The sequence below is a fragment of the Micromonospora sp. NPDC048887 genome, from assembly GCF_040649715.1.
Classification (GTDB): domain Bacteria; phylum Actinomycetota; class Actinomycetes; order Mycobacteriales; family Micromonosporaceae; genus Micromonospora.
In genome coordinates this window covers 153,047-174,329 of the sequence record NZ_JBEZGA010000007.1, presented here as the reverse complement: position 1 = coordinate 174,329, position 21,283 = coordinate 153,047, and the positions used below count along the sequence as shown (strand labels likewise).

Genomic DNA, 21,283 nt, shown 5'->3' with positions numbered 1-21,283 from the left:
CATGGGCCGGGCCACGCAGTCGGCGTACGAGTCGATCAAGACGCGCATCCTCGGCGGGGCGTACGAGCCGGGGAAGAAGCTCTCCGAGGAGGATCTCGCCGCAGCGGTGGGGGTGAGCCGTACCCCCGTGCGGGAGGCGCTGCGCCGGCTGCACGCCGAGGGCCTGGTGGACTGGGAGGCCAACCGGGGCGCCACCGTCCCGGCCTGGCGGGAGCAGGACCTGGAGGAGATCTTCGAGCTGCGCGCCCTGCTGGAGGGCTACGGCGCGGAGCTGGCCGCGACCCGGATCACGCCGGAGGAGATCGCCCGGCTGCGTGAGCTGTGCACCGAGATGGAGGGCTACGCGGCCGGCCAGCGCCGGGACCGGGCGGACCGGATCGCGGTCTGCAACGCGCAGTTCCACGAGATCATCCTCGGCGCCGGGCGGAACCGGCGGTTGAGCGCGCTGCTCGGGGCGGTGGTGCAGACGCCGCTGGTGAACCGCACCTTCCGCCGCTACGACGAGGCGGCGATGGCGCGCAGCATGTCGCACCACCGGGAGCTGATCGACGCGTTCGAGGCGCGGGACCGGGCCTGGGCCGGCTCGGTGATGCGGGCGCACATCCTGGCCGCCCGCGCCACCCTCGGCACGCCCTGACCCGCGCCGGGCCGGCACCCGTCGCACCCGCCGCCGGCCCGGCTGCGGGCTCCGGGTCAGCCGGCGTCCGGGCGCAGGTACGGCGTGAGCAGCTCGCGGGCGAGACCGGTCGCGACCGCCAGGTCGAGCCCGTTCTCGATCATCCGGCTGAGGGTGTACACGATGGACTGGACGAGTTCGGCCATCCGGTCCGGGTCGCTGGCCCCGTGCTCGGTGAGCGCGGCGCGCAGCGGCGCTTCGAGGCTGTCGTGCAGCAGCCGGCTGGAGGTCGCCAGCACCTCGCTGTCACCCGCCGACGCCAGCGCCCGGGCCAGCGCGTGGTCCCCCCGGGCGACCAGTTGCAGGTTGGCCTCGACGTACGCCAGGATCCTCGCCCCCGGTGTGCAGGCCTCGGCCATCTGCTCCTCGACGAAGGCCGACCACCGGGGGAAGGTGTCGGCGACCAGCACGTCGAACATGTCGGTGCGGGACTTGAAGTACGAGTACGCGCTGGACCGGGCCAGCCCGGCGTGCCGGGCCACGTCGGCGAGGCTCGGGATCCGCTCCGGGTGCTCGGAGAGCAGGGCGCGGGCGGCGTCGAGCAACGCCGCCCGCTGCGCGGCCCGGTGTTCCGCAACGGTCGAGGCTTGGATCTTCGGCACGCCGACCTCCCCGTCTCTGTCCGCCGCCCGCGTCGTTCCCCGCCGTCGTGCTCAGCTCGCGGCGAGCTTGCCGTCGACCATCTCGTAAACGGTGTCACAGTATTGCAGCACGTCATGGTCGTGAGTGACCATCACGACCGCCACCGAGCGCTCCCGCGCCTCCTGGGCGAGCAGCTGGACGATGTCGTGGCTGCGGGCCCGGTCCAGGGCCGCTGTCGGCTCGTCCACCAGCAGCACCGAGGGCTCGGTCATCAGCGCCCGGGCGATACCGACCCGCTGGCGCTCGCCACCGGAGAGCTGGTGCGGCCGGCGGTCGGCCTTGCCGGCCAGGCCGACGTGCGCGAGCATCTCCAGCGGGTCGCGTCCGGACCGCTCCCGCCGCCCGCCCAGCCGAAGCGGCAGGCGCAGCTGGTCGGCGGCGGTCAGCGCGGGCAGCAGGTTGCCCGACTGGAACACGAACCCGACGTGCCGGCGGCGCAGCTCGGTGCGCGCCCGGCGGCTGGATACGGTCATGTCGTGCCCGGCCACCGTGACGGTGCCCTCGTCGGGGCGGGCCAGCCCGCCGGCGACGGCGAGCAGGCTGGACTTGCCCGCGCCGGACGGCCCGACGATCGCGGCCAGCTCGCCCGGCGTGACGGTCAGGTCGACGTCGTCGAGCGCGTGCACGGTCTCCGCGCCGTCGCCGTGGCGAAGGTGCACGCCGCGCATGACCAGGCCGAGTTCGGCCGGGGCGGTGCCCGGCGTCGAGGGGGACGGGGTGGTCCGGCTGCTCATCGGTTGCCTCCCAGGGCGGTCGCCGGGTCGATGGAGGTGAGGCGGACGACGGCGGCTGCCGCGCCGACCAGGCCGAGCACGAGCAGCCCGGCCGCGGCGGCGGCGATGCTCTGCGGGTGCAGCGCGAACGGCACGTTGCCGCCGGAGATCAGCGCGCCGAGTCCGAGGCCGATCCCCATGCCGACGGCGATGGCGAGGGCCAGCAGGATCAGCGCCTGGGTGAGGGCGTCGCGCAGCACCCAGCGGGTCGAGGCGCCGAGTGCCCGCAGCACCGCGACCTCCTGCTTGCGTTGGATCGCCCAGACCGCGAAGAACGCGCCGGCCACGAGCGCCGAGATCGCGTAGAGGAAGCCCTGGATCAACTGGAGCGTGGTCGTCTCGGCGGTGTAGCCCGGCGAGGCGCCGTAGGACTCCTCGAGGGTCAGGCTCTCCGTGCCCGCGGCCTTGTCGCCCGCGGCCAGGTTCACCGAGTCGCCGTCGGCCGCGCGGACCGCGACGGCGGTGATCTCCTGGGCCGCCTGCGCCGGCACCTGCGCGCCGGCCGGGGTGCCGGACTTGACCGCCTGCCAGGTGGCCAGCGGCACGTACGCCACGTCGACGTGGCCGAAGGTGTCCTGCTGTTCGGTGACGCCGACCACGCGCAGCCGCGTGCCGAGCCGGTCCACCGTCACGGTGTCGCCCACGCGCAGGCCCGCGTCGATGGCGGTGGGGCTCACCACGATCCCGTCCGCCGGGCCGAGGCGGTCGCCCTCGCTGACGGCGGGCGACAGGAACGAGTCGGTCTCGACGCCGAACAGCGCCAGGTCGACCTCGGTGCCCCCGTCGGTGCGCCCGTTGATGAGCGTGTTGCCGAACGGGGTCGCCTCCGCCACGCCGGGCTGGTCGCGCCAGGTGTCCACCGCCGAGGCGTCCACCACGCTGCGCGAGAAGGCCGAGTCGTGCTGCACGCCGTGGGCGAAGGCGAACGAGGTGACCGGCAGGTTCTGCAGGCCGGAGACGCCGTCACGGACCAGCCCGACGGACAGGCCGGACAGCATCACCATCAACACCGAGATCAGCGCGATCACGGCCCCCATCAGGGCGAATCGCAGCCGTGCGAACCCCAGCTCGCGAATGGCCAGGAACATCAGCCGCCACCTCTCAAACTTGTCGACACCATGTCGCTATGTTAACAACGCGGTGTCGGCAAGATGGTGGTGGTGGTTGTCTACCCGGCCACACTCCGTGACGGGCCGGCGACGCGCGCCCTGCCGCGCCGGCGTCAGGCGGCCACCGGGCCCGCGGTGGCGCGACGCGCGCGCCGGCCGAGGGCGCTTACCGCGACCACGATGATCGGCGCGAGCGTGAGGTGGCACGCGGCCAGCGTGATCGTGCTGGTGGCGTCCAGGCCGGCGGGCAGCGTCATGGTGGCGATCGTGAGCACCGCGAGCGCCGGGCCGACGATCAGCGCCGCCCGGACCACCCAGGCGTACCGGGACGCCAGTACGGCGACGGCGGTGAGCCCGAGCGCCAGCGGCAGCGCGCTGAAGTCCGCGACGGTCACCGCGTCGACCTCGACCCGCCGGTCGTCGGCGGTGAACAGGAAGCTGCCGCCGGCCGCCCGGCCGATCGCGTACACGATCAGGTTGACGACCACCGCGACGGCGGTGGCGAGGGCGACGACGGCGGTTCGGGGCAGGTCAGCCACGGGAGGTCTCCTCTGCGTGCTCTCGGGTCAGGTACGCCTCGATGCGGGCGAACGCCCCCGTCCAGACCTCGCCGACGAAGAAGTCGCGCAGTTGCGGGGTGGGGAAGCCGCTCTGCACCACAGTCATCAGCGTGCCGCCGTCGCGCGCCTCGAAGGTGACCTCGATGCGCGTGGTCATGGTCGTGCCGTCCGGGCCGGTGCCCGTCGACTCGGTGACCAGCCGGTGCGGGCGGTCGATCTCCAGGAACGTCTGCGTCTCGCGGAACAGCATGTCGGGGGAGGGGCCCCAGATCGCGGTCTGTCTCCCGCCGACCCGCAGGTCGACGTCGATCTCCACGATGCCGGGCTCCTCGTCGAGGATGCCGAACCAGATCTTCTGTTTGCCGGCGTCGGTGTAGGCGTCGAACGCCTCGTCAGGGGTGCCCGGAAGGTGTCGTGTCACGCGCATGTGGAGCGTCATGGTCGCGGTCCTCCGTGGTGAGTGTGAGGTAGGCGTCGAGGCCGTCGAGGCGACGGGCCCAGAGCCGTCGGTAGAAGGCGATCCAGGCCATCGCCGAGTCCAGCGGTGCCTCGCTGAGCCGGCACTGCCGGGACCGGCCGACCTTGCGCGTCACCACGAGGCCCGCGTCCTCCAGCGCGCGGACGTGCTTGCGCATGCCGGTGAGGGTCATCCCGGTGGGCTCGGTGAGCTCGGTGATGGTGGCCGGGCCTGCGCCGAGCCGGATCAGGATGTCGCGCCGGGTCGGGTCGGCCAGGCTGGCGAACACCCGGTCGAGCGTCTCTTGCTGAACCACGAGGTTCACCGTAGGACACTGAACCGATCGGTTCAACGTTTTGTCGGTCCGGGGCGTACGCGCCTCGGTTGCGGGTCTCTGCGGATCTGGGTGCCGCCCATTGCTCAGTGGTCTGACCACCCGGAGGCTTGTGGGTGGTGGTTGGGGTGGATCGCGGTCGCTCACCCGTTCGGCGCGACGGCCTCGGGCGTTCGGTCCGGCCTGGCTCCGTTGTGCGGCCCTGCGCGCCCATACCTGTCCCGACCTGCGGGAATGTTCCCCGATTTAGGTAACGGAAAGGTCACGGAGTATTCCTGTGCCGTGGTCGCGCTCGGTACGTTCCACGAGGCATGAGGTCAGACCTCGATCCTCATGCCTCTAGCTGACGAGGTGAGTAGACCAGTGCAGGAACCCGCCCCCCGCTACGCCGGATACCGGTCCTTCGACTACCTGGTGCCGCATGTGGACTACAAGGTCTTCGAGCTCGCGCCGCAGATCGGCCGGGTGCCGGAGCACGACCTCGGCCTGAGCGACGAGCAGCGAGCCCGGGTCTCCCGGTTGCTGCGTGAGCACATGGCGATCTCGCTCCACGAGCACCCGAAGATCCTGCCGGCCGACGTCACGCAGTTGCGCGACTACAACCGGACCGGCCGCAACGCCTTCGGGTTCGAGGGCCTGGCCCGGTCCGGCATGACCGCGGTCTTCGACAACTTCATGAACGGCACCGGCTGCGTGACCAGTGAGCACGCCTGGAAGTGGGACGACGTCATCTACGACATCGGCCTGCGCTTCGCCGACGTCGCCAAGCAGGACCACGTGGTGGTGGCGACCACGCTCGAACAGATCTTCGAGGCCAAGCGCAACGGGCAGATCGCCCTGGTGGCCGGCCTGGAAGCAGCCACGATGATCGAGAACGAGCTGGACCGGATCGACATCCTCTACGGCTTCGGCGTACGCCAGATGGGCATCGCGTACAGCCAGGCGAACATGCTCGGTTCCGGCCTCTCCGAGGACCGCGACGGCGGGCTGACGCACTTCGGCCGGCGGGCGGTCGACCGGATGAACAAGCTCGGCATCGCCATCGACATCTCGCACTCCGGCGACCAGACGTCGCTGGACGTGATCGAGGCCAGCCGGGTACCGGTGTTCATCACCCACGCCGGTGCCCGCTCGGTCTGGAACACCCCCCGGATGAAGCCGGACGAGGTGATCCGGGCCTGTGCCGAGCGGGGTGGCGTGATCGGCATCGAGGCCGCTCCGCACACCACCCTCTCGGGCGACCACCCGCACCACTCGATCGAGTCGGTGATGGACCACTTCACCTACTGCGTGGAGCTGGTCGGCATCGACCACGTGGCGTTCGGCCCGGACACCAACTTCGGTGACCACGTCGGACTGCACGACAGCTTCACCCAGCACCTGGCGATCGGAAAGGCCCACGGCGTGGTGGACCACCCACGGGTTCCGTACGTGAGTGGCATGGAGAACCCGGCGGAGTGCTTCAGCAACATCGTCGGGTGGCTGGTCACGCACGGTTACTCCGACGACGAGATCGCCAAGGTCATCGGCGGCAACATCATCCGGGTTCTTCAGGAGGTTTGGTGAACAAGACAGTCAAGGGCCGGTGGCGGCTCGCTGTCGCGCTCGGCGTGGCGGCCACGCTCGGTGTCTCCGGCTGCGGTCTGAACGAGGATGGGTCCTCCTCCTCCAGCGGCTCGTCGTCGGACTCGGTGCTGCGGATCGGCACCACCACCGACGTGAGCAACTTCAACCCGCTCCAGTCGCTGAGCAAGACGGACTCGTGGATCCTCAACGCGATGTACCCGCACCTGCTGCGGATCGACGAGAACGCGAAGAAGTCGCCGGAGCTGGCCAAGGAGTACCGCTACGAGGACGACGGCAAGACCGCCGTCTTCGTGCTGCGCGACGACTTCAAGTGGACCGACGGCAAGCCGGTGGTCGCCGAGGACGTGAAGTTCTCCGCCGAGTCGATCATGAAGTACAAGCTCGGCAACGTCGCGGCGAAGCTGACCTGGGTCGAGTCGGTCGAGGCGCCGGACGCCACCACCGTCAAGTTCAAGCTCTCCCAGCCGTACGCGCCGTTCGCCGAGGGCGTCGGCTTCTGGATGTCGGTCGTGCCGAAGCACATCTTCGAGCCGGCCGGTGACCTGTCCAAGTTCGCCAACGACTCCAACTGGGTCGGCGCCGGGCCGTTCGTCCTGGACAGCATCACCAAGGGCCAGCGCTACGTCATGAAGCGCAACGAGCACTACCCGCTCGCGCCGGGTGGCAAGGCCGCGGTGAGCCAGGTCGAGTACCGGGTCTACCCGGACGTGAACACCATGATGCTGGCGCTGCGCAACGGTGACATCGACATGATGGGCACCCCGGTGCCGGTCTCGGCGGCGAAGACCTTCGAGAACGACGACAAGATCAAGCTGAAGAAGGTCGGCGCCCTCGGCTTCGCGCACCTGACCTACAACATGAAGAACAAGTACCTCGCCGACCAGGACGTCCGGCAGGCGCTGTCGATGGCGATCGACACCAAGGCGATCATCTCGGCCGTGCTGCAGGGCGACGGCCAGCAGATGGCCGGCCCGATCTCGCCGATCTTCTCCGAGTACGACAACACCGAGCTGCAGCCGTACCCGTTCGACCCCCAGGCCGCGAAGGCCAAGCTGAGCGCGGCCGGCTACAAGGACGCCAACAACGACGGCTTCTTCGACGAGCTGAAGTTCGGCGTGGCGTGCGACCAGTCCAACGCCAACATCACCCGGGTCGTGCAGCTGTTCCGGGAGAGCGCGGCCAAGGCCGGCGTGAAGCTGGAGAACGAGTGCGTGGAGCGGAACACCTTCCTCACCCGCACCAAGAACGGCGAGTACGACATCGACGCCTCGCAGTGGGGCGTCTTCGACAACCCGATGGACCAGCTGCGCAGCACCTATCTGTCCAGCAACCCGGGTGGCATCAACTACAACCTGCTCGAGTCGGCGGAGATGGACGCGCTGATCAACGACGCGGCCGGCACCACCGACGCGGAGGCGTTCAAGACCAAGATCAAGAACATTGACAAGGTCGTGCACGAGCAGGCGTACCTGACCCCGCTGTACGTGGAGAACTTCCAGTTCGCCTACAACGCCAGCAAGTTCACCGGCTTCGTCCCGTCGCCGTCGGACCTGCTCGGCATGGTGACCGCGTACTCGCTGGCCCAGGTCACTCCGGTCAAGTAACCCACCCAACCTAGAGGGAGAGGAGGGGTCCCCCGTGGCGCGTTTCGTGCTCAGCCGGGCATTGAAGGCCGTCCTGACCGTGTGGATCGCGATCACTTCGACGTTCTTTCTGCTCCGGCTCCTGCCGGGGGACCCCACGACCCTCATGGTCGAGGGCGACATGACACCGGAGATGCAGGCGGCGCTGCTCAAGACGTACGGCCTGGACCGTCCGCTGTGGGAGCAGTACGTGTCGTACCTGCGCGAGCTGGTCCAGGGCAACCTGGGCATCTCGTTCCGTCAGATCCAGCCGGTCACCGACATCATCCTCGACCGGCTGCCCTGGACGTTGCTGCTGGCCGGCAGCGCGTTCGTCCTGACCGTCGCCGTCGGTATCCCGATCGGCGTGGCCGCCGCGGTCAACCGTGGCAAGTGGCTCGACCGCGCGTTGCAGGGCTTCGGGATCAGCGCGAACGCGCTGTTCGTGCCCAGCGTCGCGATCCTGCTGCTGGTCTTCTTCGGCGCCCAGCTCGGCTGGTTCCCGATCGGTGGGGCGATCGACCCGGACACCCGGGGCGCGGCGGCCTACCTGAGCCTGGCCCACCACCTGGTGCTTCCGGTGCTCTCCCTGGTCCTGGTGCAGCTCGGCCCGTACGCGCTCACCCTTCGCACCAACATGATCGAGGTTCTCGGTGAGGACTACATCCGCGCGGCGCAGGCGCGTGGTCTCTCGGCCCGGCGCCGGGTATGGAAGCACGGCCTGCGTAACGCGATCCTGCCGGCACTGACCCTGATGGGCCTGCAACTGGGCACCCTGGTCGGCGGCGCGGTGCTGACCGAGACGGTCTTCGCCTACCCCGGGGTCGGCCGGCTGATCTACGAGGCGGTCGGGCAGCAGGACTACCCGGTGATCCAGGGGGCGTTCATCATGCTCGCCGTCACCGTGGTGATCGCCAACGCCCTGACCGACATGCTCTACGCGGTCCTCAACCCCCGGATCCGGCTGTGAACGCGCGCAGCGTCGCGGCACGTCGCCCGGATCCGTCCGCCGCCACCGAAGGGAGGGTGCAGTGAGTGCTCCCGTGCTGACCGAGCAGGCGCTGCCGCCGGCCCCGGCCGCGCCCAAGCGGTCCTTCCTCTCCGGCTACCTGCGTCAGCCCGTCGTGGCGCTGTCCGTGCTGGTGCTGCTCGTGATGGCGTTGCTGGCGATCTTCGCGCCGCTGATCGCCGACGAGCCCGCCGGCGCCGGCGCGGACGTGCTGCAACCCCCCTCCGGGGCGCACTGGTTCGGCACCGACGACCTCGGGCAGGACATCTTCGCCCAGGTGGTCTGGGGCACCCGGACCAGCATGGTGATCGGCCTGGCCGCGTCGCTGCTCGCCATCGTGCTGGGCACCGCGATCGGGCTGGCCGCTGCGTACTTCCGGCCGTTCGACGCGGTCGCCACGGTGATCACCGACGTGATGCTGGCGCTGCCCACCCTGCCGCTGATGATCATGCTGGCGGCGGTGGTGAGCCCGAGCGTCACGACGCTGACCCTGATCATCGGGTTCTTCGCCTGGCCCGAGGTCGCCCGGCTGATCCGGTCGCAGGGCCTGGTGATCAGCGCGATGCCCTACATCGACGGCGCCCGGGTGCTCGGGGCCACCGGCTGGCGGATCGTCACCCGGGAGATCCTGCCCGCCGTCGTCTCGCTGATGGTGGTCAGCGTGCTGCTCACCGCCTCCCGGGCGGTGATCTCCGAGGCGGGCCTGAGCTTCCTCGGCCTCGGCGACCCGGACGCCTGGTCCTGGGGACGGATCCTGCTCAACGCCCAGCGCAGCGGCACGATCGCGATCGCCTGGTGGCAGACGCTCTTCCCGTCCCTGGCGATCTTGTTCCTGGTGCTGGCGGCGACCCTCGCCGGAACCCGGTTCAACGACACTCGCGACCCCCGTCGCAACGGAGGCTGACCATGCGACTGCCCGAGAGCTTCTACCACAGTGTCCGAAGCCGGCTAGCCGAGGCGCTCGAACAACGTGGTCTGGACGGGTTCCTGGCCACCTCGCCGGCGGAGGTCGCCTTCCTCAGCGGCTTCTTCTACATCGCCACCGAACGTCCGGTGTATCTCTGGCTGCCGCGTGCGGGGGATCCGCTGCTGGTGATCCCGCGCCTCGACGAGGAGTACGCGGCCCAGCAGGGCGTGACGGTCCCGACCGTCACCTACTTCGAGTACCCGGGCGTGGTCACCGCCGAGGAGACGCTCGCCTCGGCGTTGCCCCGCCCGGGCGGTCCGGTCCGCCGCATCGGCGTGGGCGCGGGCCTTTCGGTCGGCACGTTCCGGGCGCTGTCCCGGGCCATCGGCGGGGCCACCCTGGAGACCACGGACGCGGTCGCCGCGCTGCGGCTGCGCAAGTTCCCCGAGGAGATCCCGTTCCACGAGGCCGCCGCGCGGATCTGCGACGAGATGCTGGCCGCCGGACGGGCCCTGATCGAGGAGGCGCTCGCCGCCGGCGGGCCGCTGCCGCGCGAGGACGAGATCGCCCGGCACGTGATCGGCTACGGCACCGACCGGATGTACGCCGATTACGACCTCGTCGTCTACACCACCAAGCTGGCCGGCGGGCTGGTCTACGCCGGCCCGAACTCCGCCCTGCCGCACGGCCTGCCGACCCGTCGGCGGCTCCAGCCGGGTGACACCCTGATCCTCTCCCTCGGCGCGGCGGTGGCCAGCCGGTTCGTGGAGAGCGAACGGACGTTCGTCATCGGCGAGCCCACCGCCGAGCAGGTGCGCTACTACGAGGCCGACCGGGAGGCGCAGGAGGTGGGCACCCAGGCGATGATCGCCGGGCGTACCTGCGCCGAGGTCAACCGGATCTGCCTGGACGTCCTGCGGGACCGGGGCTTGGGCGACTACATCCGGCACCGGCAGGGCCACGGCATCGGGCTGCAGAACCACGAGGCGCCCTGGGTCGAGGACGGGGACCACACCGTGCTCGCCCCCGGGATGCTGCTGTCGAGCGAGCCCGGCGTCTACGTGCCCGGCCACGCCGGCTACCGCATCTCCGACACGGTCCTGGTGCAGGACGACGGCCCGCGCCGGCTCACCCGGTACCCGCGTGACCTGGCATCCAACATCATCGAGGGGATCCGATGAGAATCAACGGAGCGGAACTGGTCGTCGAGGCGTTCGGCCCGGTCGACGGCCCGGCCATGATCGTGCACCACGGCGCCCCGGGCCTCGGTTCCCGCCAGGAGCCGAAGCGGTCGTTCGGCCCGTTCGCCGACCGGATGCGGGTCATCGTCTTCGACGCCCGCGGCTCCGGCGAGTCCAGCGACGACGGACCGTTCACCCACGAGCAGTGGGTGGCCGACGTGGACGCCATCCGCGCGCACTTCGGCTACGAGACCATCGTCATGGCCGGCGGCTCGTACGGCGGGTTCATCGCCATGGAGTACGCCATCGCCCACCCGGACCGGGTCTCCGCGCTGGTGCTGCGCGACACCGCCGCGGACACCGCGCACGACCACCTGGCGGTGGAGCGGGCCCGCAACACGGACCGTTCGGTGATCCCGGAGTGGGTCATCGACCGGATCGGCACCGGCCGGTTCGAGAGCAACGAGCAGTTGCGCGAGTACTGGCGAGCGATCCTGCCGCTCTACGACCACCGGCACGACCCGGCCAAGGACGAGGCGCGTTTGGCCGCCACCCGGTTCCACTACCGCACCCACAACGCCGCCTTCGGGCAGAACATGCCCCGCTACGACCTGAAGCCGAAGCTGCCGTCGATCACGTGCCCGACCCTGGTGACCGTGGGCCGGCACGACTGGCGTACGCCGGTGGCCGCCTCTCAGGTCATCGCGGACCTGGTGCCCCACGGCGAGCTGGTGGTATTCGAGTCCTCCGGCCACTCGCCGCAGCTGGAGGAGCCGGAGCGGTTCCAGCAGGTGGTGCGGGACTTCCTCAGCCGGGCCGGAGTGCTCCGATGAGCCTGCTGGAGATCGCCGACCTGCGGGTCGCGTTCCCGGGCCCGACCGGCCCGGTGAACGCGGTGAACGGGGTGTCGCTGCGGGTCGAGTCGGGCCAGACCCTTGCCATCCTCGGTGAGTCCGGCTCCGGCAAGAGCGTCACCGCGCAGGCGGTGACGGGCATCCTCGACGTGCCGCCGGCGACGGTCACCGGCTCGGTCCAGCTGCGGGGCCGGGAGCTGCTGACCCTGCCACGCAAGCAGCGGGAGCGGGTCAGTGGCGAAGAGATCGGGATGGTCTTCCAGGACGCGATGGCCGCGCTCAACCCGGTCTTCACCGTCGGACACCAGATCGTGGAGGTGCTGCGGGTCCGGCGGGGCATGTCCCGGGCCGACGCCCGGCGCCGCGCCGTCGAACTGGTCGACCGGGTGCGGATCCCGGCGGCCAAGGACCGGATCCGGGACTACCCGCACCAGTTCTCCGGCGGCATGCGCCAGCGCATCATGATCGCGTTGGCGATCGCCCTGGAACCGGACCTGCTGATCGCGGACGAGCCCACCACCGCGCTGGACGTGACGGTGCAGGCCCAGGTGATGGAGTTGCTCGCGGAGATCCAGCGGGACAGCGGAATGGGCCTGCTGCTGATCACCCACGATCTGGGGGTGGTCGCCGAGGTCGCCGACGACGTGGCGGTGATGTACGCCGGCCGGATCGTCGAACGGGGCACCGTCGAGCAGATCTTCGCCGGTCCGGCGCACCCCTACACCGAAGGGCTGCTCAACTCGATGCCCCGGGTGGACCGGCGCGACGAGCAGCTCTACGCGATTCCCGGAGCTCCGCCCAACCCGGCTCGGCTCCCCGCCGGCTGCCCGTTCCACCTGCGTTGTCACCGGGCCACCGACGAGTGCCGGGTCGTCTTGCCGCCGCTGCGGGCGCTGCCGGCCGACCGGGCCAGCGCCTGTCACCACCACGAGGAGGTGTTCGATGCCACCCGCCGATGAGGTCGTGCTGCGGGTCGAGAACCTGGTCAAGCACTTCCCGCTCAAAGGGCGGGTCCCGTTCGCCTCCGGCGGCGTGGTCAAAGCCGTCGACGGCGTCTCCTTCGACCTGCGCCGGGGCGAGACGCTCGGCGTGGTGGGCGAGTCCGGCTGCGGCAAGAGCACGCTGGCCCGCATGCTCGTCGGGCTGGAGCAGCCCACCTCCGGCGCGGTGCGCTTCGGCACGTCAGTGGTGCACCAGGCCAGGGGACGGGAGCTGCGGGCCCTGCGCCGGCGGATCCAGATCGTGCTTCAAGACCCGTACACCTCGTTGAACCCCCGCCGCACGATCCGGGAGATCCTGCTCCAGCCGTTCGAGATCCATCCGGACGTGCTTGACCGCCGGCGCCGGGTCGAGCGGATCAAGGAGCTGCTCGACCTGGTCGGTCTCGACCCCGGCCTGCACCTGGACCGCTACCCGCACCAGTTCTCCGGCGGGCAGCGTCAGCGCATCGGCATCGCCCGGGCGCTCGCGTTGAACCCCGACGTGATCGTCTGCGACGAGCCCGTCTCCGCACTGGACGTGTCGGTCCAGGCGCAGGTGGTCAACCTCCTGGAGCGGCTCCAGGAGGAACTCGGCGTCGCGTACGTCTTCATCGCCCACGACCTGTCCGTGGTGCGCCACATCTCCGACCGGGTCGCCGTGATGTACCTGGGCAAGCTCGTGGAGACCGGCCCGGAGACCAGCCTCTACGAGTCGCCCCGGCACCCGTACACCCGGGCGCTGCTGTCGGCCGTGCCGGTGCCGGACCCGGCCGGCCGGCGGCAGCGGCAGCGCATCCTGCTGGCCGGCGACCCGCCCAGCCCGGTCGATCCGCCCTCCGGCTGCCGTTTCCGGACCCGCTGCTGGCAGGCGACCGACGCCTGTGCCAGCACCGAGCCGACGCTGGCCGCCGGGCCGCATCCGGTTGCCTGCCACTTCCCGCTGGCCGCGTGACGGCCGGCGATCGCCAAAGGAGAAGCGTCTTGCTGCAAGAACCCGCACCCCGGTACAAGGGCCACAGGTCGTACTCGTACCTGGAGCCGCACTCGGACTACCGGGTGTTCACGTTGGCCGAGGAGATCGGCCGGGTGCCGGAGCACGACCTCGGCCTGACCGACGTCCAGCGGGCGCGGGTGACGCGGCTGCTCACCGAGCACGCCGCCATCTCGCTGCACGAGCATCCGGTTGTCCTGCCGGCCGACGTCAGTGAGCTGCGGGCCTACAACCGCACGGCCCGCCAGCGCACCGGATACGAAGGGCTGGCGCGCTCCGGCCTGACCGCCGTCTTCGACAACTTCATGGCCGGCGCCTCCTGTGTGACGAGCGAGAACGGCTGGAAGTGGAACGACCTCGTCTACGCCCTCGGGATGCGGATGAGTGACCTCTACAAGCAGGACCACGTCTTCCTGGCCACGTCCCTGGACGACATCCACGCCGCGAAGCGGGACGGCCGGCTGGCCCTGGTCGCGGGCCTGGAGTGCAGCAGCCCGATCGAGAACGAGCTGGACCGGATCGACATCCTCTACGGCTTCGGCGTACGCCAGCTCGGCATCGCGTACAGCCAGGCGAACATGCTCGGTGGGGGCCTGTCGGAGAAGCACGACGGTGGGTTGACGCACTTCGGCCGGCGGGCGGTGGACCGGATGAACAAGCTCGGCATCGCCATCGACATCTCGCACTCCGGCGACCAGACCTGCCTGGATGTGATCGAGGCCAGCCGGGTGCCGGTGTTCATCACCCACGCCGGTGCCCGCTCGGTCTGGAACACCTCGCGGATGAAGCCGGACGAGGTGATCCGGGCCTGTGCCGAGCGGGGTGGCGTGATCGGCATCGAGGCCGCCCCGCACACCACTCTCTCCGAGGCGCACCAGCGCCACTCGATCGAGTCGGTGATGGACCACTTCACCTACTGCGTGGACCTGGTCGGCATCGACCATGTCACGTTCGGCCCGGACACCATGTTCGGCGACCACGTGGGCGTGCACGACACCTACGCCGGCAACTACGCCCACGACGCCGGCAACCGTCCGCAGCACCCCCGGGTGGAGTACGTGTCCGGACTGGAGAATCCGGGTGAGGCGTTCGGGAACATCGTGGGCTGGCTGGTGGCGCACGACTACTCCGACGACGAGATCGCCAAGGTGATCGGCGGCAACACCATCCGGGTGCTGGAGCAGGTCTGGTGAGGCCGCCCCGGTGATCGGCTGAGCGCACGCGGACGAACTACACTCCGTACGCCGACGCGGCGGCGGGCAGTGATGAGGTGAGGGCGGATGGCTCGGCGGGAGACCGCGCTACAGGCAGCGCACGGCCGGCTTCGGCAGTTGATCGGCAGCGAGTTCCGGTCGGGGGAGAAGCTGCCCAACGAGCGGGACCTGGCCGAGCGTCTGGAGGTCAGTCGCGCGACCGTACGCGAGGTGCTGGGGCAACTCGTCGCCGAGGGGGTGGTGACCCGGACCTGGGGGATCGGCACCTTCGTGCACGACGACGCCGAACGGGTGCCGGTGTCCATCGGGGACGTCACCGCGCTTCGGGACCGGATCACCGCCTCGGGCCACCGTCCGACGCTTCAGGACGCGGGGGTCAGCCGGGCGAAGTGCCCGACCGACTGCGCCCGCGTGCTCGGGCTGGAACCGGACTCGCCGGTGTGGCGGGTCGACCGGCTCTTCGCCGTGGACGGGGTACCGGCGGCCTGGATCCGTGACCACCTGCCGCTGCGCTTCGACGGCCGCGACCTCGACCCGTCCGGGTTGCTCAGCATCGACCTGGACCTGTTCGAGTTTCTGGCCAGCGCGACCGGCATGCCGGTGCGGCGGGCGGAGATCGAACTCTCCGCGGTGCTCGCCGACGAGGAGGCCACCGAGCGGCTCGGCGTGGCGATCGGACACCCGCTGGTCACCGCGACCCAGGTCGGTTACGGGACGGGCGGCGCACCGCTGTTCCACGGCCACATCACTGTACGCACCGACGTGTTGACCCTGCGGATCAGTCGCGGCGGGGAGCCGGAACCGGCGCCACCGGCCGAGTAGATGACGGCCCCGCGACCTCTCGGGTCGCGGGGCCGTCCCCGGCGCCGTGGGAAGAACGCCGGAGTGTGGAGCGCCGGTCAGGCGAGCGTGCAGGGCGCGCCGTTGAGGCTGAACGAGCCGGGCCGGCCGGTGTTGCCGGTGTGCGTGGCCTGGAACCCGATGCTGGTCGAGCCGCGAGCCGGGATGACCGCGTTGTACCCGACGTTGCGCGCGGTCACCTGACCCGAGGAGGGGGAGTAGGACGCGTTCCAGCCCGAGGTGATGGTCTGGCCGCCGGGCAGCGTGAACGTCAGCGACCAGCCGTTCACCGTGGTCGAGCCGGTGTTGGTGATGGTGATGTTCTCGGTCAGCCCGTTGTTCCAGGCGTTCAGCTCGATGCTCACCGAGCAGGCGCCGGTGCCGGGCGGGGGCGTGGTCGGACCCGGCGGCGGGGTGGTCGGGCCCGGCGGGGGAGTGGTCGGTCCGGGCGGGGGCGTGGTGGGGCCGGGCGGGGGCGTGGTCGGGCCGGGCGTGGTGGTCAGGCCGAAGAACGCCACGGCGGCAGCGGCCATGCCGGCGGACGGCAGGCTGTGCCCGGCGCCCTGGATGCTGTACGCCTCGACCTGGACCGTGCCGGTGCTGTCCGCGTAGCGGCGCCGGTTCCAGCCGGACTGCGGTGTGTCGGTGGACGTGGGCGTCTGGCTGAGCCCGAACACGTTCGTCCACTGCTCGATCGTCTCCTGGAGCAGCGAGTACGGCACCAGCGTGTCGTTGGTGCCGTGCCACAACTGCACCCGGGGACGGGGCCCGGTGTAGCCGGGGTACGCCTGGCGGACCGCGTCACCCCACTGCTGCGGGGTGCGGTTCATGTTCCCGCCGGTGCACTGGCTGGAGCCGGGGGGATAGTCGGCGGCGCCGGCGAAGCAGTTGAACGGCACGCCCATGAACGCCGCGCCGGCCTTGAAGACGTCCGGGTAGAGCGCCAGCATGTGGTTGGTCATCATGCCGCCGGACGAGCTTCCGGTGGCGTAGACCCGGTTCGGGTCCGCGCCGTACTGCTGCTGGACGTAGCGGATCATCGAGATGATCGACACCGGGTCGCTGCCGCCGCCGCGGCGCTTGGCCGCGTCGGACCAGGTGTCGAAGCAGTTGCCGAAGCCGGCCTGCTGGGTGGCGCTGGGGTAGATGACGATGAACCCGTACCGGTCGGCCAGGCCGGCGAACTCGCTGCCGGAGTAGAAGCCGGGGCCGGATCCGCCGCAGCCGTGCATGGCCACCACTGTGGCCGGCCGGGTCGGGCGGTTGTCCGGCACGTAGACGTGCATGCGCATCCGGCCGGGGTTGTCGCCGAAGCTGGTCACCTCGGCCAGCGACGCCGCGTACGCGGGTTGGACGGTGGGGAGCACCAGGCCGGCCGCCGCCAGCGACGCGGCCAGGGCCACCACCATCTTGGCTCTGATTCTCACGGAATCTCCTTCGATCGCCCTGTGCGGGCGGTGACGGGCGGGTACGCGCCGCGTCGGCGGCCCGGACCGCCGCGGTTGCCGCGTCTCGCCCACTGACGTGTCTCGCCCGGCCCGGCTCCGTCGTGTGGCACATAGTGTTCCCGCCGGACGCTGAAGTGTCAATCGATGCACTCCGATGAGCTGCGGCGGCGTTCGTCTACAGTCGGTGCACCGTCCCTGAGCCGAGCCCGGAGCGCGCGTGGCAGACCCGTTCGACATCGAGGAGATCTACCCGGACGAGGGGCCCGCGGCGCGGCTGCCCCGGCGGCAGGCGGGCACGTCGCCGCAGAGCGTCGCGGTGACCCTGCTCGCCGACTACACGCTGCGAACCCGGGCCGCCCTGCCGTCCGCGGCGATCGTCGCCCTGCTCGGCGAGGCCGGCGTGACGAGCGCCGGCGCCCGTACCGCGATCAGCCGGCTGGCCCGCCGCGGTGTCCTGGAGGGCAGCCGGCAGGGCCGCAACAGCTTCTACCGGCTCAGCCGCTCCGCCGCCGAGTACCTGTCCGCCGGCGGGAACTGGATCATCGCCTCCACGACCGACGTGCAGGCGTGGGACGGCTGCTGGACCATCGTCGCCTTCTCGCTGCCGCAGGACCACGGCGCGCAGCGCCGGGCGCTGCGCGGCCAGTTGCGCTGGCTCGGTTTCGCGCCGCTCTACGACGGGCTGTGGATCTCGCCGTACGAGCTCGCCGCGCCCGCGCGGGCCCGGCTCGCCCAGCTCGCCCTCGGCGCGGTCACCGTGTTCCGGGGTCGGCAGGACGCGCTGGACACGATCGGCCAGCGTGCCCCAGTCGACGCCTGGGACGTCGACGCGATAAGCGGACGGTACGAGGCGTTCCTGCGCCGGTGGAGCCCGCTGGTGTCACGTCTGGCCACAGTCGACGGCGCCACCGCCGTGCGGGCGCGGACCGAGGTGATGGACACGTACCGGCGGTTTCCCACCCTCGACCCGCGGCTGCCGCTGGAACTGCTCCCGGCCGGGTGGCCGCGCCGGGCGGCCCGGGACGTGTTCGTGGCCGTCTACGACGGCCTGGCCGAGCCCGCCGAGACCCACGTCCGCGCGGTCGTCGCGCGGTTCGCCGACCCGGTGCCGCCCGGCATCCGGGCGCACACCACCACCGACATGCTCGCCGGTGTCGGCGAGGACGGGTGCGGCGCCACCGCGGGCTGACCGCGACCGTCACCCGCCGGCGCCGCAGTGGCGCTCGACGGCGTACGGCCCGTCGCCGGCCAGCGCCACAGCCACCGCGACCCCGGCGGGCGCGGGCAGGTCGGCGAGCCGGTGCGGGCCGGCCGGCTCGACGCACTCGACCACGTCGCCCCGGTGCACCGGCATGCCGAGATTGGGCCACAGCCGGCCCCCGGCCGCCTTGACGGCCGCCTCCTTGCGGGCCCACAGCCGGGTGAACCGCAGCGCCCGGTCGGCGTGGTCGGCCCCGGCGGCGACGTGCCGTGCCTCCTGCGGATGGAAGAGACGCAGGGACGCGGACACCGGATCCCCGCCCGGCGCGACGTGCTGGATGTCCACCCCCACCGGCCGGCCCTCGCTCAACGCGACCGCCACGAGATCGCCGGAGTACGACAGGCTCGTGTGCAGGCCGTCCCACGGCCCGGTCAGCGCCGGTTTGCCGTACCGGCCCGGCCGCCAGGCCAGCGTCGCCGGTGCCGCGCCGGTGGCCCGCCCGGCCAGGAGACGCAGCGCGCCGTGCGCGACGGTGAACCGGTGCCGCAGCGCCTCGGTGTCCAGCCGCGCGGCCCGGCGCCGCTCGTCCGCGTCGAGCACCGCCCGGTAGCGGGCCAGCTCGTCCGCCGGCACCGCGACGGCGACGATCCAGACCCGGACGACGTCCCGCATGGACGGCAGCGTAACCGCGCCCGTCACGCCGGCACCGCGCCCGCGCGCCCGGTGCCACGGGCCGTCAGGCGAAGATCGACGGTTGGCGGGGCCGTGCCAGAATCTGGCCGTGTCCTACCTCCCCTCGCAGCCGTACCCGCCGATGCCCGGCGGCGTCAGCCCGCTGATCGCCTACCCGCACCCGATCGCCCCGCCGCCCGGCTGCGGCGTGCTCGTCGTCTCGGTGAACCGCGGGCCGTACATGATCCCCGCGCCGGTGACCAGCCGCTTCAAGATCGACCGGCAGCTGGTCGCGATTCCCGGCGAGGGGACGTGGCACGTGGCGGTCCCGGCCGGGTCGCACGACGTCCGGTACACCGACTTCATGGGTGTCCCGCTCATCACCACGGCGCTCGCGGTCCAGCCGGGGGCGGCGCACCACCTCTCGTTCCGCTTCGGCGGGTGGCGCAACCGGGTCTACGACGGGTACGGCACCGACGTCACCCGGTTCGGCCTGTGGTCCAACTACAGCTTCCTGCTGGTCACGCTGGCCGTCGTCGGCCTGGTCTGCTGCGGGGTGTTCGGGGTTTTCCTGGCCACGACCCCCTGATCCGGTCCGGCTGGCGGCCCGGCCGCACCGCTAGCGCAGCGACCAGGTCTGCTTCACGTTGAACACGCAGGTCCAGGCGTTCAGCGGGGCGCCCGCGGCGTGCCCGTCGACGTCCAGGCAGCGGTCGGTCGCCCGGTTGAACAGCGAACGCCGCCCCTGACTCTCGATCCACTCCCACTTCTGGGCCGGGTTGCCGCTGCACCACGCGGTCTGCACCGGCACGCCGTCGCGCTTCTCGCCCCAGGCCACGTCCAGGCAGAGGCCGCCGTCGACCCGGACGCTGCCGTCGGACGCGAACGTCCACCACTGCAGGCGCTCCTCCCGGCACTGCCGCAGCACGACGCGTACGCCGTCTCCGCTGCCGCCGCTGGCGCACAGGCCGGTCTCCTTGCCGACGAGTTGCTTCGCCCCGGCCGGGCGGGCCGGTGCGGCCGGCTTCTCCGGCTCGTCCGGACGGCCCGCCGCCGGTGACGGCGTGGAGGGGCGCGTGGACGGGGACGACGACGGCTTCGGCGTACGCGTGCCAGGAGTGGGCGTGGCGGAGCCCGGCGTCGTGCCGCGCAGCCGGCCGTCGAGGGCGTAGAAGTCGGTGAACTCCCGGACCGTGCGCAGGAACGCCTGCGTGCCGGCGTCGAAGTCGCCACCGGTGTGGCGCACGGCGTCGGTCCCGTTGCGGTACGCCGCCAGCGCCAGCAGGTCCGGGTCGCCGTCGAGCGCGGCCAGTTCCCGGCGCAGCGCGCAGAGCGTGGCGCCGGCCGCCGGCACGGCCGCCTGCGGATCCCACGGCGAGGCGCCGGCCGGCCCGTGGGCACGCCACACGTCGGGCCGGAACTGGGCGATGCCCTTGCGGCCGTCGTCGCCGAGCAGGTTCGGGTCGAAGCCGGAGGAGGCCATCAGCTGGGCGGCGACCGCGGCCGGCGGCACCTGCGGGCACACCGAGCCGGCCCGCACCACCAGGCGGACGTACGCGGCGGGGACCGCCTTCGGCTGCCGCCGATCGCCCTCGCCCGCCGGACCGGACTCGGTGAAGCCGGCCAGCCGGCCGTAGTGCGCGGCGTACCGGGTCGCCTCGTCGACGTACCCGGTCGCCGCCGCCGGCACCCCGGCGGCGGACCGGACCTCGTCGAAGCCGGTGTGGAAGGCGGCCAGCGACAGCCGCCACGGGTCGCCGGGCACGGCCGCCGCGCGCAGCTGCCCGGTCAGGTCGCACATGTGGTGCGCCAGCGCGAGGACGTTGGCGCCGGCGTCCGTGCGCTGCGCGTCCGGCCACGGTGCCCAGGCCCGCCACCGCTCGTCGTCCAGTCCGGCCAGGCCCCGCCCGCCGGACGCGGTCCGCTCGGCCCGTCCGTCCAGACCCGACTCGGCCATCAACTGGCCGGCCAGCCGCGCCGGGGTCAGCACGGGGCAGGACCGGCTCGCGGCCCGGATGGCGGTGAGCTGCTCGGCGGTGACGGTCCGGCCGGCCGGCGCGTCGTCGCGGGCGGTGGCGACGTTCCAGCCGAGGGCGGCGACCACCAGGCTCAGCGCCGCCAGGCCGGCGGCTCCGGCGGCGACGACGCCGCGCGGGATCCGGCGCGGCCGGGAGCGCGGGCCGGGGGCATCGGGGGTCACAGGCGGTCCTTCCGGTGATGGCGTAC

The 21,283-nt window shown here is 71.7% G+C and carries 22 protein-coding genes; 13 read left to right on the top strand and 9 right to left on the bottom strand.

Going from position 1 to position 21,283, the window contains the following annotated elements; all coding sequences use genetic code 11:
- The first annotated feature begins 1 nt into the window (after position 1).
- On the top strand, positions 2 to 637 hold the full coding sequence (locus AB0C17_RS14005; RefSeq protein WP_357382900.1) for a GntR family transcriptional regulator: 636 nt from the start codon (positions 2 to 4) through the stop codon (positions 635 to 637).
- A 56-nt stretch (positions 638 to 693) separates the two neighbouring features.
- Here the strand turns inward: AB0C17_RS14005 and AB0C17_RS14000 are convergent, their stop codons facing one another.
- The 6 genes from AB0C17_RS14000 to AB0C17_RS13975 all read right to left on the bottom strand — a co-directional run bounded on the left by AB0C17_RS14000 (position 694) and on the right by AB0C17_RS13975 (position 4,533).
- Complete coding sequence (locus AB0C17_RS14000) at positions 694 to 1,278, bottom strand: TetR/AcrR family transcriptional regulator (RefSeq protein WP_357382902.1); 585 nt, start codon at positions 1,276 to 1,278, stop codon at positions 694 to 696.
- Positions 1,279 to 1,329: 51 nt separating this feature from the next.
- Positions 1,330 to 2,052, bottom strand: coding sequence for an ABC transporter ATP-binding protein (locus AB0C17_RS13995; RefSeq protein ID WP_357382904.1), 723 nt, complete (start codon positions 2,050 to 2,052; stop codon positions 1,330 to 1,332).
- Entirely contained in the window at positions 2,049 to 3,179 is a 1,131-nt protein-coding gene (locus AB0C17_RS13990) for an ABC transporter permease (RefSeq protein WP_357382906.1), read from the bottom strand. Before AB0C17_RS13990 ends, AB0C17_RS13995 begins: the two co-directional genes overlap by 4 nt.
- A gap of 134 nt (positions 3,180 to 3,313) precedes the next feature.
- Positions 3,314 to 3,739, bottom strand: coding sequence for a DUF6069 family protein (locus AB0C17_RS13985; protein WP_357382908.1), 426 nt, complete (start codon positions 3,737 to 3,739; stop codon positions 3,314 to 3,316).
- Complete coding sequence (locus tag AB0C17_RS13980) at positions 3,732 to 4,199, bottom strand: SRPBCC domain-containing protein (protein ID WP_357382910.1); 468 nt, start codon at positions 4,197 to 4,199, stop codon at positions 3,732 to 3,734. Before AB0C17_RS13980 ends, AB0C17_RS13985 begins: the two co-directional genes overlap by 8 nt.
- On the bottom strand, positions 4,153 to 4,533 hold the full coding sequence (locus tag AB0C17_RS13975) for a metalloregulator ArsR/SmtB family transcription factor (protein ID WP_357382912.1): 381 nt from the start codon (positions 4,531 to 4,533) through the stop codon (positions 4,153 to 4,155). The genes AB0C17_RS13980 and AB0C17_RS13975 overlap by 47 nt, the downstream gene beginning before the upstream one ends.
- Before the next feature lie 381 nt (positions 4,534 to 4,914).
- Between AB0C17_RS13975 and AB0C17_RS13970 the strand changes: the two genes are divergently transcribed.
- The 10 genes from AB0C17_RS13970 to AB0C17_RS13925 all read left to right on the top strand — a co-directional run bounded on the left by AB0C17_RS13970 (position 4,915) and on the right by AB0C17_RS13925 (position 15,718).
- Complete coding sequence (locus tag AB0C17_RS13970) at positions 4,915 to 6,117, top strand: membrane dipeptidase (protein ID WP_357382914.1); 1,203 nt, start codon at positions 4,915 to 4,917, stop codon at positions 6,115 to 6,117.
- The gene (locus AB0C17_RS13965) at positions 6,114 to 7,742 is read left to right on the top strand and encodes an ABC transporter substrate-binding protein (RefSeq protein ID WP_357382916.1); all 1,629 of its coding nucleotides are present in this window, start codon (positions 6,114 to 6,116) and stop codon (positions 7,740 to 7,742) included. Before AB0C17_RS13970 ends, AB0C17_RS13965 begins: the two co-directional genes overlap by 4 nt.
- 34 nt (positions 7,743 to 7,776) lie before the next feature.
- Positions 7,777 to 8,730, top strand: coding sequence for an ABC transporter permease (locus AB0C17_RS13960; RefSeq protein ID WP_043323238.1), 954 nt, complete (start codon positions 7,777 to 7,779; stop codon positions 8,728 to 8,730).
- 61 nt (positions 8,731 to 8,791) lie between these two features.
- The gene (locus tag AB0C17_RS13955) at positions 8,792 to 9,673 is read left to right on the top strand and encodes an ABC transporter permease (RefSeq protein WP_262011951.1); all 882 of its coding nucleotides are present in this window, start codon (positions 8,792 to 8,794) and stop codon (positions 9,671 to 9,673) included.
- A 2-nt stretch (positions 9,674 to 9,675) separates the two neighbouring features.
- Complete coding sequence (locus tag AB0C17_RS13950) at positions 9,676 to 10,857, top strand: Xaa-Pro peptidase family protein (RefSeq protein WP_357382919.1); 1,182 nt, start codon at positions 9,676 to 9,678, stop codon at positions 10,855 to 10,857.
- The gene (locus AB0C17_RS13945) at positions 10,854 to 11,690 is read left to right on the top strand and encodes an alpha/beta hydrolase (protein WP_357382921.1); all 837 of its coding nucleotides are present in this window, start codon (positions 10,854 to 10,856) and stop codon (positions 11,688 to 11,690) included. The genes AB0C17_RS13950 and AB0C17_RS13945 overlap by 4 nt, the downstream gene beginning before the upstream one ends.
- The gene (locus tag AB0C17_RS13940; RefSeq protein WP_357478683.1) at positions 11,687 to 12,670 is read left to right on the top strand and encodes an ABC transporter ATP-binding protein; all 984 of its coding nucleotides are present in this window, start codon (positions 11,687 to 11,689) and stop codon (positions 12,668 to 12,670) included. The genes AB0C17_RS13945 and AB0C17_RS13940 overlap by 4 nt, the downstream gene beginning before the upstream one ends.
- A complete protein-coding gene (locus AB0C17_RS13935; protein ID WP_357382925.1) occupies positions 12,654 to 13,643 on the top strand; it encodes a dipeptide ABC transporter ATP-binding protein in 990 nt (329 codons plus the stop codon). Before AB0C17_RS13940 ends, AB0C17_RS13935 begins: the two co-directional genes overlap by 17 nt.
- A gap of 29 nt (positions 13,644 to 13,672) precedes the next feature.
- Positions 13,673 to 14,875, top strand: a complete 1,203-nt coding sequence (locus AB0C17_RS13930) for a membrane dipeptidase (RefSeq protein WP_357382927.1) — start codon at positions 13,673 to 13,675, stop codon at positions 14,873 to 14,875.
- Positions 14,876 to 14,962: 87 nt separating this feature from the next.
- A complete protein-coding gene (locus AB0C17_RS13925) occupies positions 14,963 to 15,718 on the top strand; it encodes a GntR family transcriptional regulator (RefSeq protein ID WP_357382929.1) in 756 nt (251 codons plus the stop codon).
- 77 nt (positions 15,719 to 15,795) lie between these two features.
- Here AB0C17_RS13925 and AB0C17_RS13920 read toward each other — a convergent pair whose 3' ends face one another.
- Positions 15,796 to 17,163 carry a PHB depolymerase family esterase gene (locus tag AB0C17_RS13920; RefSeq protein ID WP_357478680.1) on the bottom strand — a complete coding sequence of 456 codons (1,368 nt, stop codon included), beginning with the start codon at positions 17,161 to 17,163 and terminating at the stop codon, positions 15,796 to 15,798.
- A 238-nt stretch (positions 17,164 to 17,401) separates the two neighbouring features.
- Here AB0C17_RS13920 and AB0C17_RS13915 point away from each other — a divergent pair, with 238 nt between their 5' ends.
- A complete protein-coding gene (locus AB0C17_RS13915; RefSeq protein WP_357382933.1) occupies positions 17,402 to 18,373 on the top strand; it encodes a PaaX family transcriptional regulator C-terminal domain-containing protein in 972 nt (323 codons plus the stop codon).
- A 9-nt stretch (positions 18,374 to 18,382) separates the two neighbouring features.
- On the opposite strand, the gene AB0C17_RS13910 is transcribed toward AB0C17_RS13915, so the two are convergent.
- Entirely contained in the window at positions 18,383 to 19,057 is a 675-nt protein-coding gene (locus tag AB0C17_RS13910) for a 4'-phosphopantetheinyl transferase superfamily protein (RefSeq protein WP_357382935.1), read from the bottom strand.
- A gap of 109 nt (positions 19,058 to 19,166) precedes the next feature.
- On the opposite strand from AB0C17_RS13910, the gene AB0C17_RS13905 reads away from it, so the two are divergent.
- Positions 19,167 to 19,646, top strand: a complete 480-nt coding sequence (locus tag AB0C17_RS13905) for a hypothetical protein (RefSeq protein WP_357382937.1) — start codon at positions 19,167 to 19,169, stop codon at positions 19,644 to 19,646.
- Between the two features lie 30 nt (positions 19,647 to 19,676).
- On the opposite strand, the gene AB0C17_RS13900 is transcribed toward AB0C17_RS13905, so the two are convergent.
- Positions 19,677 to 21,257 carry a ricin-type beta-trefoil lectin domain protein gene (locus tag AB0C17_RS13900; RefSeq protein WP_357382939.1) on the bottom strand — a complete coding sequence of 527 codons (1,581 nt, stop codon included), beginning with the start codon at positions 21,255 to 21,257 and terminating at the stop codon, positions 19,677 to 19,679.
- Positions 21,258 to 21,283 lie beyond the last annotated feature (26 nt).